Origin of the sequence: Thermobifida fusca YX (assembly GCF_000012405.1) — a bacterium.
In the GTDB taxonomy this organism is placed as follows: Bacteria; Actinomycetota; Actinomycetes; order Streptosporangiales; family Streptosporangiaceae; genus Thermobifida; species Thermobifida fusca.
Window position 1 is genome coordinate 2,979,896 of record NC_007333.1, and the last position, 14,033, is coordinate 2,993,928.

The window sequence follows — 14,033 nt, forward strand, 5'->3', positions numbered from 1 at the left end:
CGGGTAGCGGTCAGGCGCGGGGAGCAGCCTCGGGTGGCTCGCCCGCCACGATCAAGCGGACCCACTGTTCGAGGATCTTCGGTAGCGCATAGCGTTCCGCGACCTCGGCACGGGCTGCGGCACGTTCCGCGTCGAACCGCTCCTCGGTGACGATGGTGTGCACCGCGTCCGCCATCTGCGCCACGTCGCCGTGGACCCAGCGCGGCGCGTAGACGGTGTCGGCGCCCGGCCACGCCCACACCACGGGGACGCTGCCTGAGGCCGCCCCTTCGGCTACCGCCCGGTGGAAGCTCTCGTCGTCACTGGTGGAGAGCACGAAGCCGACCCGGCGCAGCCATACCGCCACATCCGGGCCGTACGGGTCGAACACGACAGCGTCGGAGAGCGTCCTGGACCGTTGGATACGCCGGTAGACGTGCTCGTAGTGGGCGCGCTCCTCGGGCCGGTTCCACACCCACCAGTAATCCCAGGGCTGCCGGGTTTTGAGCGCCAGCGTGTAGCGGGGGTCGCGGGCACGCAGTGCGGCAAGGACGTCCAGCGCCCGGTCCAGCCGCTTGCGGGAGGGGATGACTCCGAGCATGCCCAGCGTGTAGCGGGCGCCGTCCAGTTTGGGCCGGGACAACTGGTCCACGTCGATGCCTTCGGGGAGCACCACCATCCGGTCGGCGGGCCAACTAGCGTGCTCTCGGGCGCGGTCCGCGTAGTGCTGGCTGACGCAGATGACCGCGTCGACTTTTTCGATGTCGAGGCGGCGCGGCCACTCCGTGGCGAGTTCGAACCGGTGGAGCCGCACCAGCAGCCGCTGCCCGGACCGTTTGTACTTGGCGTAGAACAGGGCGTGCGGGCCGCACCACTCGCAGATCACCACGTCGGCCCAGGCCGCCAGTTCCCGGCTGAGGTACTCGTCGTGGGTGTGCGGGCCTTCCCATTCGTCGAGCCGCAGCTCGATACCGGGCAGGCTCCTCAGATGCTGGATGAGCCGGTCGAGACCGCTGAGGTCGGTGCCGGCGATCGCGACTTTCAGCGGCAGGTCCGGGTTGGTTCCCCGGGGTGGCGGCGGCAGGGCTGCCTGCAGGAGGGAGCGGAGGACCTGGATTCCTTGGTCGAGGGTGAAGCGGGCGGCCGCGGCCGCGCAGCGTTCCCCTGCTGTGCGGTAGACCTCCGGCTGGCCAGCCCGTTCCACCGCGTCCGCCAGACTCTGCAGGTCCGGGGCGGCGAAGAGCGGATAGTCGGCGCCGAGCAGTCGCTCGTAGAGCGGGGTGCGGTTGACGACGACGGGAATCCCCAGCGTGCCGGGCTCCAGTGCCGTCAACGCGGGCACCAGGGCAGCGTCGATGTCCGAGCGGTGCCAGGACACGGCGAGGTGGCAGCGGGCGAGCAGGTCGAGGGCTTCTTCGTGGGAGCGGCCGCCGTGCCAGACCACGTTGGGGGTATCTTTGAGTGCTTTGGTGGCTCGTCTCACCCACTCCGGGGAGCCGTTGCGGATAGCGTCGCCGACCACGTGCAGCTCCGCGGGGATACCGCGGGAACCGAGCGCCGCGGGAAGCTGGGTGAGCGTCACCATGTTGCGGGTTTCCGCGATCGACCCGGCATAGCCGATACGCAGCGGCACGCCGGGCCGGTCTGCTCTGCGGGGTGCCGCGGTGAGCATGGGGGGAAGCAGCACGGCGCGGCCGGAGGCGGCGGGCACGGTGGATTCCACGAAGCAGCGCAGTTCTTCGCTGGCGCACAGCAGGTACCGGGAGGCCAGGGCGATCTCGGTGAGCTCGGAGACCACGCTGGGGGTCATCCGGGCCAGGGTGTGCGGTACGTCGTCCACACAGGTCCACAGTCGTCCAGCGAGTTCTTCGGCGTGGGCGGCGACCGCGGCGACGCGCTGCCCGCGGATGACGATGAGGTGGAAGCGCCGTTCCGCGTCGAGCCGGGTGATCAGTTCCACCGCCTGCTCAGGGTCGAGCCCGTGCGGACCGGGGTCGATCCGGTGCGCCCCGGTCTTGGGATGTCTTACCGTGACGTTCGGCAGCCCGGCCAAGGGGGCGGTGAGGACGTCCGTGCCCGGCTGGTTGCGGAGCAGCAGCATGGTGGCACACCCGGCTGCGGCCAGTGCCTGGGTCATGGACTGCGCCCACCGGGCGGTGGCGTCCATGGAGTCAGGGTCAGCATCGCCGTAGACGAGTGCGCGGATGTTCACGGATGTCCTTTCTGCGCCCCGGGGGTACGCCTGTGGCGTGGCACCATCCACGGTGGTGGCCTTGTCAGCGCTTCTCCGTTTGTTCCAGTGTGCCGCTTAACCGCCGGGTGTGTGCTCCGGGACAGGGCTCGAGGCTGCGGGGCCCGCGGCACTGAGAGCGAGCAGGCGCGCCCCATGCCGGCTCCACTGCTGGGGCGGCAGTCCTTTGCGGACCAGTTCGCGGCGGGCGAGGACAGGGCGTACTGCGCTGACGAAGACGTAGTCGGCTCCGGAGGCTGCCGGGTCGACGGCGGGACCGACCGCGTCCGCTCCGGAGCATTCCGCGGCGCAGAGTGCATCGGCAAGGAAGAATTCCCCCGCGGGCTGGTCCCACAGTGCCGTCCAGGGGGTGGTTGCGGCGGCGGCGAGCTGGGCCCATTCAGCCGCAGACCAGCGGTCCTCCGGAGCGGTGGCGACGGTACGCACGGGGATGCCACGGTCTTTCAACCGCTGGATCCCGGCGAATGCGGCGCGGGAATCAGGCACGACGACTTCGGCAGGCGGGTGCTGTTGGCGGAACATGTCGTCGGCGAGGGCAAGCGATTCGGTGTCGTCAAACGGGCAGGCGAGGACTGTGGTGGCCCGTCCCGCCAGCGGCTGGGTGGCGGAGCCTCCCCCCGCGGGAAGCGAGACCCGTTCCAGGAGGTCCGCCAGGACTACCGGGGTGGCCCGGGTCAGGAAGAGCGTGCGGAGGGCCAGGCGGAGCTCGGCGGGGCTGAGGGGCCCTTCAGCAACGGCTTGGATGAAGTCGGCTTCGTCGGCAGCGGTGCGCGCCGCAGTGTCCGGCAATCCGGGACCGGGGGCGGTTCCGGCGAGGAGGGCCCGGGTTCCGCAGGCGAGTGCCTGGTCGGCGAGCGTCGGCGTGTCCACGACCGCGACTGCGGCGGCGCGCAGCAGTTCCGGCAGTTCTTCCCATCGCGCGTCGGCGCGCACCCCTCCTTTGCTTTCCGCGACGAGAGGGTGGCAGTAGGGGGCAGCTCCGCTGACCCGCAGCAGGGTGGCGGCGCGATCTTCGGGGGCGGCGATCGGGTTGTAGCGGTGGAGGGGGACGCCGAGGTCGCCCTGGTGGACGTAGTCGAAGCCGAGCCCGGCCAGTGCGGGGGGTGCGGGCGCGTCGCAGACGAGGATGGTCGCCACTCCGCGGGCAGCGGCCGCGTCCAGCACCCATCGCAGGGCCCGGGTGCGGTCGACCGCGGCCGGGTCGCCCACGTGCGCCCACAGGTTTCCGGGTTGGGCGGCTGAGGCGGTGACCATGACCGCGTCGACGTCGGCGGAGTCGAAGACGATCTGGACGTCGTGCGGGCGCAGCGGGACGAGCCGCGCGTACGGTTCCACGGCCGCGCGGGCTACGGCGGAGAACACCCCAGCGATGACGACCCGCTCGTCTTTGAACGCTGGCTGCCCGGCAAGCAGCCGGGCTTCCTGGCGTTCGGTCTCATAGGAACGGACCGGTTCGGGGGACCGTACGCGCTGTTTCGGCGTGCTGCCCGCTGAGCGGCTGCTGCTGTCCCGCCACAGCCGGTACAGTTCCCGCGGCAGGTTCACCAGTCCTCGGGCGGGGCGCCGGGCAGCCCCGGCCAGGGCACGCCCCACCTGGAGCGAAGTGGATCCTTCCAGGGCAGCGAGGCGCGCCTGGGCTTCTTGGAGCTGCGCTTCCCGTTCGGCGAGCGCTTTGCGGAGTTGCTCGGTCTGGCTCTGCTCACGCCGTTTCATCGTCCGTCCTTCCGGAGCGCGGGTCGCCCGTGGGGGCCAGGTGCGCACGTCACTGTGCCACTCCTTCACCTTGGCGGACGCGGATGAACGGGTGTTGAACCGGATGACACGCTTCAGGTCGCTCCGGTAGTGCCACCGCGCCGCATCGGGCGTGGCGCACCGCCATCGTAGTGCCCGATCCGGTTACAGCCAGGAAAACCCTGTCGCCCTGCGACGGTAAGCAAATACAAACCGTAGCAGCATCTCCGTAAACAGAATCACTAAATTTGCCGATGACACCCGCGGGAGTCTTTGACTCTCAGGTAATTCATCAATCTTCGCGAAATCGTTTCCCTGCCCTACTTTCCCCCTTCTTACCGCTGGTAGAAGCGCTATCATCGATCGCACGCCGAGAGCAGCCCGCAGCCGCATACCCAGATATCGACCTTCTTATGTCTCCGGGAACAAGAATGTCCTGAACAGGCCAGAAAGATATCGGAAGGCAACGCGGTACCAATCTCGCGCGTCTAGCTACCGGGAAAATGAACACCCCGAGGGCACGTTTTCCATATGAGGGAGATCAACTGTGGGCGTCTCGACCTACACCTCTGACCTGGTGGTCGTCGGCTTGGGTTATGTCGGGCTTCCGTTGGCGCATGAAGCATGCCGGTCCGGTCTGAAGGTGACCGGCCTCGACGTGAACCAGCGCGTGGTCGACGGGCTGAACGCCGGAAAGTCGCATATCGACGACCTCTCCGAGCTGGACATCGCGGATATGCGGGCTGCCGGGTTCACCGCAACCTCGGACCCCAGCGTGCTCCGCAACGCCCAAACAATCGTGATCTGCGTCCCTACGCCTCTCTCGGAGGAGGGTTCTCCCGACCTCAGCGCGGTCACCTCCGCGGCTGAGACCATCGCGGCCCACCTGTCCCCGGGAACCCTGGTCATTCTGGAGTCCACGACCTTCCCCGGCACCACCGACGAGGTGCTCCGGCCGATTCTGGAACGCTCCGGCCTGGTCGCGGGGAAAGACTTCCACCTGGCGTTCTCCCCCGAGCGGATCGACCCGGGCAACACGCTGTTCGGCGTGGCTAACACACCGAAGGTCGTCGGCGGGTACACCGAACTCTGCGGCGAGATCGCGGCCGCCTTCTACGGCAAGTTCGTGCGCACGGTGGTGCGGGCGCGCGGCACTCGGGAAGCGGAGATGGCCAAGCTCCTGGAGAACACGTACCGGCACGTCAACATCGCCCTGGTTAACGAGATGGCGATCTTCTGCCGCGAACTGGGGGTGGACCTGTGGGACGCCATCGCCTGCGCTGCCACTAAACCCTTCGGCTTCCAGGCGTTCTACCCCGGGCCAGGGGTGGGCGGCCACTGCATCCCTATCGACCCCAACTATTTGTCGTACAAGGTCAAGACCCTGGGCTACCCCTTCCGTTTCGTGGAGCTCGCCCAGGAGATCAACTCGCGCATGCCGGACTATGTGCTGTGGCGGGTCCAGGACATGCTCAACGAGGCCGGGCTGGCGCTGTCGCGGTCGACGATCCTGCTGCTGGGGGTCACCTACAAGGCGAACATCGCTGACCAGCGGGAGTCTCCGTCCCGGGCCGTGGCAGCCAAGCTCATGCAGAAAGGCGCCACGCTGCTCTTCCACGACCCGCATGTTCCGGAGTGGCAGGTGAACGGGTCTCCGATCCCGCGCGCGGACGACCTGGAGCAGGCACTGGGTGAAGCGGACCTGACGGTGCTCCTCACCGACCACTCCGAGTACACGCCCAAGATGCTGCTGGAGCGGTGCCAGCGCCTCCTCGACACCAGGGGGGTGCTGCGCCGCGCTGACTCCGAGCTGCCCGGGGGCCGTCTCACTGCTTCGATCAGCCGCAAGGGCGTCCAAGTCCTCTGATCGCCTGTTCTCGGCTAGCTGTTTGCGCCCGGTACGGTTCCCGGTCCCGTTTTCAGAGCTTCCGCAACGGCGCGGAGCTCTGGATGCGGGACCGCAGCCGGGGGTGCGCGCCTCATCGGCGCTGGGTGAGCGGAAACACACGAAACCCCGGAATCCTTTCCTGGGAAGATAAGTTGTACGTTGCTGATCCGGCCTGCACCGCCGGACAGCCCCGTATTCGACGTACTTTCTTTCCAGGAGAGACCTTGTCCCAGATCTCCGAACCGCTGGAACTCGCCAAGGACGCCCAGGACCTCCTGTTCCGGGAGGCGCGGACCGCGAACACCTTCAGTGGCGAACCCGTCTCCGAAGAACAGGTCCGCGCGATCTACGACCTGGTGAAGTACGGTCCCACCGCGATGAACACGCAGCCGCTGCGCATCGTGCTGCTGCGTTCCCGCGAAAGCCGGGAGCGTCTCGTCCAGCACATGGCCGAGGGGAACCAGGCCAAGACCCTGTCGGCTCCGCTCACCGCCATCCTCGCCTACGACAGCGAGTTCCACGAGAAGGCCGACCGCTTCTTCCCCGACCGTGCCCAGGGCATCCGGGACATGTTCTCCAGCAGCGCTGAAGCCCGCGCGACGACCGCGAAACTCAACGCGTCCCTGCAGATCGGGTACTTCCTTATCGGAGTCCGCGCGGCCGGGCTGGCAGCGGGGCCGATGACCGGTTTCGACGCCGCCGCGATCGACGCCGAGTTCTTCCCTAACGGGCGGTACCGCACGCTCGTCGTCATGAACATCGGCAAGCCTGGCGCGGACCATCCCCAGTTCCCGCGGCTGCCCCGCCTCGACTACGAGGATGTGGTGACCGAACTCTAGGCCCGCCGCATGCACAGTGGCCCACTCCGCCGCGCGGGGTGGGCCACACCTCGTTCTACGCCGCTGCGACCGTTCAAATGATCGGCGGCCGTCCAGCGAGAGTCATCCGCCAGGCCGTGGACCATCGGATCGGCCGGCGCTCCCCCGCGTCGGTCCGCCACCCTTCCCAGAACCCGGAGAACCAGGGACGCAGTGCGCTGAGGGAACGTTCGCGCAGCACGGTCAGCGCCACCCAGACCGCCACGTAGACCACGGCCAGCGGCCAGGGCAGGTTCCGCTTGGCCAGCCACACGCGGTTGCGGGCGTTGAGCCGGTAGAAGTCGGCGTGCCGGGTCGGGGACGTCGCCGGGTGGTACATGACCGCCTCAGCGTCGTACTCGATGTGGTATCCCGCATCCAGGATGCGCCACGCCAAGTCTGTTTCCTCGTGCGCGTAGAAGAACGCGTCAGGCAGCCCGCCGCCCTGTTCGAACGCGGTGCGCCGGATCGCCGACGCCCCGCCGAGGAACGTGGTGACCCGGCTCGACCTGCCCGGGTCGCCCACTCTGAGTCGAGGCACGTGCCGCCGCTGGTCCGGGCCGCCGTCAGGGTCGGAGATCCGGAAGGACAGCGCACCGAGCGAGGGGTCTGCTGCGAACCGGTCGTGGACGTGCCGTCCCAGGTTGCGGGACCGGTACCATCCGTCGTCGTCGAGGAACAGGATGATGTCGCCGGTACTGGCCCGCACTCCCGCGTTCCGGCCAGCCGGGATTCCAACATTCTCGGGAAGCCGCACGGTGACCACCCGCTCATCCAAGTCCGGGAGGTCTGCGCCGTTCCCGACGACGACCACCTCGATGTCGACACCCTCCTGTTCGAACACGCTGGCGATGGCCCGGCGCAGCTCTGCCGGCCGATTGCCCATCGTCAGCAGCACACAGGAGAGCTTCAACTGTTGTTTACCTCCGCGCTGGGGAACGGATGGCTCCTGCCCCGGCGCGGCCCGTACTGATCCGCCGGAGGGGAGCGCGTCCTGGGAGGACCCCGTGTCCGCTCCGGATGCCTCACCCTGCCGTGTCGCGCTAGGGGAGGGGACGGAACCGCTCATCGACAACCGTTCAACACACCAAAGATGGATGACAGGACAACGGAATTCAACGGTCTCATGAACCAGGTAACGACCGTATCAACACCGGCAGGGTGAGCGGAACGCCCGCGCGTCACCGCAGCCGGCTGGAGGCCAGGATGCTCACCAGGTGCAGCACGGTCTGCAGCGCTGCCACCGCCACACAGGCAGCCATGAGCACCTGGGTGGCAGCCAGGTCGCCACGGACCGCATCCACCACTGCGGCCACCACGACCAGGAGGGAGAGCTCCACTGCCTGGATGATGCGGTGGAAACGCAGCGCAGAAGCGATCCGGCGCGCCAGGCTCAGGCTCGAGGACCGGGGATTCAGGGCTGCGGCCGGCACGTGGTCGCTCAACCCCGCCTTGGCCCGGGCCACCACCACGTTGTCGGTCTCCGCCTTGATCAGTGCGGCGCCGAGTGCCGCGGCCAGTCCGGCGACCACCCAGCCTCCGGCTGTGAACTCTCCTTGCGCCCGGATCCCTACCCCGACCAGCAGGGCGACCTCAGCGAAGTAGTGGCCGATGCGGTCCAGGTAGACACCGGTCACGCTGGTACGCCCGGTGAACCGGGCGACCTCGCCGTCAGAGCAGTCCAACAGCAGGTAGACCTGGATGAGCAGGGCCGCGAGCAGGGCCGACCACAGCCCGCCGAAGGCCACGACGACCCCGGCGAGCACACCGCAGACCACCATCAGGTAGGTGATCGGGTTCGGGGGCACCCCCAGGCGCACGAAGAACGTACTCGCATAGGGCGAGATCGCCCGCATGTAGAGGCGTCCCGCCCAATGCTCCTCGTTGACCCGCTCTTTGATTCCTTCCGGCTGGCCGCCGGCCCGCACCTCAGCGACCGAAGGTTTGGACATAGTCGCGAACGCTCCGCCTGATCTCGTCTTCGGAGAGGTTGAGGTGCTCCAAGACCGTGTAGCGTCCCGGCCGAGTGGACGGCGCGTGGACCACGGCTTTGACGAACTGCTCTTCGTCCAGCCCCACGTCCGAGGGGAGAGTCGGAAGCCGGTGGCGGAGCAGGCTGGCGCGGATGTCCTCGAGCTGCTGTTCCCCGTGGCCCAGGTAGCGGGAGCGGAGGAAGAAGGCGAACAGCGTGCCCAGCCCAGCCAGTTCTCCGTGGTTGCTGGTCCCCGGGTAGAGCTGGTCGATGGCGTGGAGGATCTCGTGGTCAGCGCCGCTAGCGGGCCGGCTCGACCCGGCCACCGACATGGCCATCCCCGACAGCACCAGGGCCTCGGCGAGCGCGGTGAGGAAGCTCTCGGATTCCACGGAGTCGCGGCGGTGCAGCACGGACTCGGCGGCCACCCGGGCGAAGGTGACGGCCATCCCGTCGACCGGTTCGTCCATCTCCTTGCCGGCCAGCTCCCAGTCGGTGATCGCGGACAGGTTGCTGAGCACGTCCCCGATCCCCGAGCGGACCAGCCGGTCAGGTGCGGAGCGGACGTAGTCCACATCCACCACGACGGCGACCGGCATGTTCACCCCGTAGGAGCTCTTGCCGCTCTCGTGCTCCAGCGAACTCACCGGGGAGGCGATGCCGTCGTGGGAGAGGTTGGTGGCGACCGCGATCATCGGGATTCCCGCCATGGTGGCGGCGAATTTAGTGACGTCGATGGTCTTGCCGCCGCCGATCCCCGCGACCGCTTCGAAAGCCTCCGTCCGCAGCTTCTTGCCGAGTTCGTTGGCGACGTCGACGGTACCTTCGTCGACCTGGAAGACCTCGCAGTGGGGAAGGTTGAGGTCCGCGACGATCCGGGCGCCCTGGCCGGGGCCGACCGCCACCGCGATCCGTCCCTCATTGGCGATCCTCCGATCCGCGAGGAGAAGTCCCAGGTCCGCGATCGCTCCCCGCCGCACGTCAATGGAGAGCGGCGAGGCCAGCATCCGGGCTAGTAGCGGCATGCGATCTCCCGAGCGCGAGCCAGATCGTCGTGATTGTCCACCTCAACCCAGTCGACCTCGCCGATCGGCGCCACAGCGATCCTCTCGCCTCGGTCGACCAGTTCCTGGTAGCCGTCCTCGTAGTAGAGCTGGGGGTCGCGTTCCCAGGTGGCACGGAGCGCGTCTGCCAGGCGGCCAGCGATGCTCCCCTCGATGAGGGTGACTCCGATGTACTCGCCTGCGGCTGTCGCGGGGTCCATCAGCTTGGTGATCCGCTGCAGGTGTCCGGAGGAGTCCAGAGCCACCTTCATCTCTTCATCAGCAAGTGTTTTCACGGTGTCTACCGCGAGGACGATCTCCGGTCCCCTGTTGGCGAGTAGTGTTTTTTCCACGCTGGCCGGGTGCACGGTGTCACCGTTGACCAGCACCACGCCCTCAGCGAAGTAGTCCCGTGCAGTCCACAGGGAGTAGGCGTTGTTCCACTCCTCAGCCTTGTCGTTGAAGACGGTGGTGATCTTGACGCCGTGGCGGCGTTCCAGTGCCTCGCGCCGCTCCTCCACCGCCTCGGAGCGGTAGCCGACGATCACCACTACGTCGGTGAGCCCCACCGAGGCCAGGTTCTGCAGGGCGATGTCCATGATGGTGGTGTCACCATCGACCGGCACCAGAGCCTTGGGCAGCGTGTCGGTGTACGGGCGCAGCCGGCGCCCTGCCCCAGCGGCAAGAATCATGCCGAGCATGTCGGCGCTTCCCTCCCTCAGTTGTCGGAGGCCACAGCGCCCCCTTGTCCTTCACGTGGTTCTACCGCCACCGCGGTCACCGGTGCCGAAAGCCAGCTTGTGGTGGTCTCCCACGCCAGCAGGACCGCCAGATAGCCCAGGAGCAGACCGTAGGTGAAGGGCAGCCATCCCAGCGCCCCTCCGGCCGCGATGAGGAGCATCCGACCGTCCCAGCCCAGCATAGCCAGCCTGGCCCACTCGGAAGGGGGAATACCGTGGCGTACCCGGCGTACGGCGGAACCGTGATGGAAGATGACTAACGCGACAAGTGCGAATACTAGGGGACCTGGTACGCCGGAACCGTAGCCCAGCGCACAGAGGTACAGGTATTCGGCTGCTCGCAGCAATGGCGGAACAATCCAGTCGAACCGCCCATTGTGCGGATGCGCGGAAGCCACTCCCGACAAGAGGAGTGCCGCCGCCGGTGCGAACAGGGTAACCCCGTTCAGATCCTCAAAACCGGTGAATAACAAGACTCCCATCACCAGGATTCCGGCGAAAGCCGGCAGAACCGGCGGAAGCGCGCCCTGGACGAGAACGCCGATGCCCGTGCTCAAATGCCCGTCGTCTCGAAGAAAACGCAGGTCAACGTGGGGAGACTGCGTCGCAGAGCTCATGGTGGGCCTTACCGGGAGTCGGATTGCGGAAGCAATGTGGCAACTGCCATAGCAGCCACGGATCCGGCGATCAACGCCCCGAAAGCCACCGATGCATGCCAAATCGTTACCGAAACGGCAATGACGAGGAAGCGCTCCGACGGGCCGAACCGGGCCACGTCGCGGAGGAGCCTCCCCGCGCGTCCGCGGGACACGGCCTGCCGCCTCCGGCGGGGTGGGGCGGCGTTCCCGGGCGCCGCGCCACGGTCCCTGGTCTTCTGGGACGCAGGGGCCGGGCGCAGCCGGACGGTTCCGGGCGGCTCAGCGGTGTCGTCCGGGTCGCGGGCCAGGCCGAGGAGCTCCGCGGTGAAGTCGGGGTCGGCCGGTTCCCGGCTGCGGTAGCTGGGGTCGATCGCTTCGATCGGCGGGGGCGCTCCCCTGGACGCGTCCCGGGGCTGAGCCTCCGGGCGGTGTGCCGCGCGGGCCTCCGCCACTGATTCGCGGACCGCGTGGGCGGTCAGTGCCCCCGCCGCCCAGAGCCAGACGTCGGTCTGGCCTGCCAGGGACGCGCCGAGCGCCAGTCCTAGGAAGAGCACGTATTCGCGTACCCGGCTGAGCATCGCGACCGCCCAGGCGTTGAGCGCATCGCAGCGGTGTTCCGCTATGCGAGAGCCGACCGCGTCGCAGTAGAGCACCAGCGCCAGCGCGAGCGTCCCGACGAGGCTGCCCATCAGGGCAGTGTCGGTGAACCACACGGCCGCCACTGCGGTGAGGACGGCCCCGGCCCGGGCCATGGCAGCCGGAGTGGTGCCTCGCCGCACCGCCCAGCGCACCACGGGCTCGGCCAGCGGCCGCATCCCGTAGGCGGTGAGTACTCCGGTCTCCGTCACTCGCCGCGCCTTTCCCACACACGTTCTGTAGGTGTCAACGGTTACCCGGCCACAGACCGCTTGGCAAGGGGCCACACGGGGCGGAACGGGACGGCTTAGGCGGCTTTGCTCTTCTTCTTCCGCTTGGCGATCTCCGCCTTGGTGTCGGCGTTGTAGGCGTCCAGGGCGGCTTTGATGTCGGTGTCCAACACCAGTTCGCCGTTCTTGATGTACAGGCCGCGGTCGCAGAAGCGTTTGAGGTCGCCTTCGTTGTGCGAGACCAGGACCATGGTGCGCTGGTTTTGCAGCATTCGCTCAATGGCGTCGTAGCATTTGTTGCGGAAGGATTTGTCCCCCACCGCGAGCACCTCGTCCACCAGCATGATGGGGTGTTCCAGTTGGGAGATGAGCGCAAATCCGAGCCGCACCTTCATGCCGCTGGAGTAATGGCGCACCGGGGTGTCGATAAACCGCGACTCGATCTCGGCGAACTCGATGATCTCGTCGAACCGCTCCTGGAGCATCTCGTTGCTCATCCCGTGCAGGGCGCCCACCAGGTAGACGTTCTCCCGCCCGGTGAGGTGGTCGTTGAACCCGGCCCGCAGCTCCAGCAGCGGAGCGACTTTTCCGCGGACAGTGACTCTGCCCTCGTCGGGGATCAGCACCCCGGCGATCAATTTGAGCAGAGTGGATTTACCCGTCCCGTTCTTGCCGACAATACCGACACACTCGCCTTTAGTGATCGTAAAGGAGACGTTGCGCAGCGCCCAGAAATCGGAGGCACCTCGGTTGGGGTCACGCCGGTTTCCGTGAATAAACATCTCCCGCAGACTGCGTTTGCGCCGGCGGTTCGTCGCAAACTTGATACCGAGCCTTTCAGCCTCGATGATCGGCTCCGCCATTACAGCTCCTTAAGGACGGCGCTCTCCAGTCGTCGGAACGTGACGTACCCAACCAACATCACCAGGATGGCTCCGCCGACCGTCGTCCACAAGACGGACGCCGGAGGCGCTTCGCTGGCGTACCACACCGCGTGGTGCATCTGGAAAATCCCTGCCAGCGGATTGTGCTGGTAGAGCCACTTGAACCAGTCGGGCAGCGCGTCAATCTCCGTGACGCGGAACAGCGGGTAGATGACGGGCGTGCTGTAGAACAGCACTCGATTCAGGATACGAACGATCCGTTCCACGTCGCGCAGCAGCACGTTGATGGAGGAGAGCAGCAGAGTCATCCCCAGCGACAGGATGAACTGCACCGCGATCGCCGGGATGACCCAGAAGAAGTTCCACCCGGTCTCGCCCCGCAGCACCACGACGAACATCAGCAGGACAGGCCAGGTGAGCAGGTACTCCACGAATTTGGTCTGCACGATGGCCAGGGGGAAGATCTCCCGGGGCACTTTCATCGTGGTGATGAGCTTGGAGTGGGTGGTGAGTGCGCGGGGCGCGTCGCTGAGCGCCGCACTGAACCACATCCACGGCAGCAGCCCTGACAGCAGGAACAGGGCGTAGCCCCCGGGCGCGTCCGGGCCGCCCGGTGCCTCGCGCGCTCCGCCAGTCGCCGCGAACACCACGCCGAAGACGAAGTAGTAGACGCAGGCCATCGCCAGCGGCTCTAACATCGACCAGGCGTAACCGAGGATCGAATTCTGGTACTTGACTTTGAGGTCACGGCGGACCAGGTGTCTGACGACTTTCCGGTGTTGCCAGACGTCCAGCGTCCTCGACGCCACCGCACCTCCTCAGGATGCAGTCGTATGGAAACGATCGCGCGATAGAGATCGCCGTGGGATTCGTAGGGGTTTGCCTGTGGCATCCGAAGTCTCCGACGGGGCCGCTAGTGCGCCACGGCGGATATTTCGAGGCCACCGTCATGACATGCCACATCTGTGGCGGGGATGCTCAGGAGTGAGCGGCGCCGCTGACGAAAGCTGGGGCACGTCCGCCGCCTCTCCGGGAGAACACCGGGACCAGATCCATGGTTGCACGACCGGTGGCCCTGTGATTCCAGGCGTCCTAAGGTTACCGGTGATACCGCCCTGCTGTCCCATTCGCGGTGAATTGTTCCTCCATTGTTGAATCGCTGCCCAGAGTGTTCCGGAACCGTG

The 14,033-nt window shown here is 67.2% G+C and carries 12 protein-coding genes; 2 read left to right on the forward strand and 10 right to left on the reverse strand.

Features of this window, described 5'->3' with window-relative positions; all coding sequences use genetic code 11:
• Positions 1-10: 10 nt before the first annotated feature.
• Entirely contained in the window at positions 11-2,191 is a 2,181-nt protein-coding gene (locus TFU_RS12560) for a glycosyltransferase (protein WP_011292950.1), read from the reverse strand.
• Between the two features lie 96 nt (positions 2,192-2,287).
• On the reverse strand, positions 2,288-3,943 hold the full coding sequence (locus TFU_RS12565; protein ID WP_011292951.1) for a hypothetical protein: 1,656 nt from the start codon (positions 3,941-3,943) through the stop codon (positions 2,288-2,290).
• Between the two features lie 565 nt (positions 3,944-4,508).
• On the opposite strand from TFU_RS12565, the gene TFU_RS12570 reads away from it, so the two are divergent.
• A complete protein-coding gene (locus TFU_RS12570) occupies positions 4,509-5,828 on the forward strand; it encodes a nucleotide sugar dehydrogenase (protein ID WP_011292952.1) in 1,320 nt (439 codons plus the stop codon).
• A 245-nt stretch (positions 5,829-6,073) separates the two neighbouring features.
• Entirely contained in the window at positions 6,074-6,688 is a 615-nt protein-coding gene (locus tag TFU_RS12575; protein WP_016189187.1) for a malonic semialdehyde reductase, read from the forward strand.
• Positions 6,689-6,761: 73 nt separating this feature from the next.
• Here the strand turns inward: TFU_RS12575 and TFU_RS12580 are convergent, their stop codons facing one another.
• From TFU_RS12580 to TFU_RS12615, 8 genes are all read right to left on the reverse strand, one after another.
• Positions 6,762-7,592 (reverse strand): glycosyltransferase family 2 protein, encoded by an 831-nt coding sequence (locus TFU_RS12580; RefSeq protein ID WP_104612880.1) that lies wholly within the window; start codon positions 7,590-7,592, stop codon positions 6,762-6,764.
• Positions 7,593-7,887: 295 nt separating this feature from the next.
• Entirely contained in the window at positions 7,888-8,658 is a 771-nt protein-coding gene (locus tag TFU_RS12585) for a CDP-alcohol phosphatidyltransferase family protein (protein ID WP_041428148.1), read from the reverse strand.
• Positions 8,636-9,685, reverse strand: coding sequence for an iron-containing alcohol dehydrogenase family protein (locus TFU_RS12590; protein ID WP_011292956.1), 1,050 nt, complete (start codon positions 9,683-9,685; stop codon positions 8,636-8,638). The genes TFU_RS12585 and TFU_RS12590 overlap by 23 nt, the downstream gene beginning before the upstream one ends.
• 5 nt (positions 9,686-9,690) lie before the next feature.
• Complete coding sequence (locus TFU_RS12595; RefSeq protein ID WP_011292957.1) at positions 9,691-10,422, reverse strand: sugar phosphate nucleotidyltransferase; 732 nt, start codon at positions 10,420-10,422, stop codon at positions 9,691-9,693.
• Between the two features lie 17 nt (positions 10,423-10,439).
• Positions 10,440-11,078, reverse strand: a complete 639-nt coding sequence (locus TFU_RS12600; protein WP_011292958.1) for a DUF5941 domain-containing protein — start codon at positions 11,076-11,078, stop codon at positions 10,440-10,442.
• Between the two features lie 8 nt (positions 11,079-11,086).
• Positions 11,087-11,947, reverse strand: coding sequence for a hypothetical protein (locus tag TFU_RS12605; RefSeq protein WP_011292959.1), 861 nt, complete (start codon positions 11,945-11,947; stop codon positions 11,087-11,089).
• Positions 11,948-12,042: 95 nt separating this feature from the next.
• Complete coding sequence (locus tag TFU_RS12610) at positions 12,043-12,828, reverse strand: ABC transporter ATP-binding protein (protein ID WP_011292960.1); 786 nt, start codon at positions 12,826-12,828, stop codon at positions 12,043-12,045.
• Positions 12,828-13,658 (reverse strand): ABC transporter permease, encoded by an 831-nt coding sequence (locus TFU_RS12615; RefSeq protein ID WP_011292961.1) that lies wholly within the window; start codon positions 13,656-13,658, stop codon positions 12,828-12,830. The genes TFU_RS12610 and TFU_RS12615 overlap by 1 nt, the downstream gene beginning before the upstream one ends.
• Between the last annotated feature and the right edge of the window lie 375 nt (positions 13,659-14,033).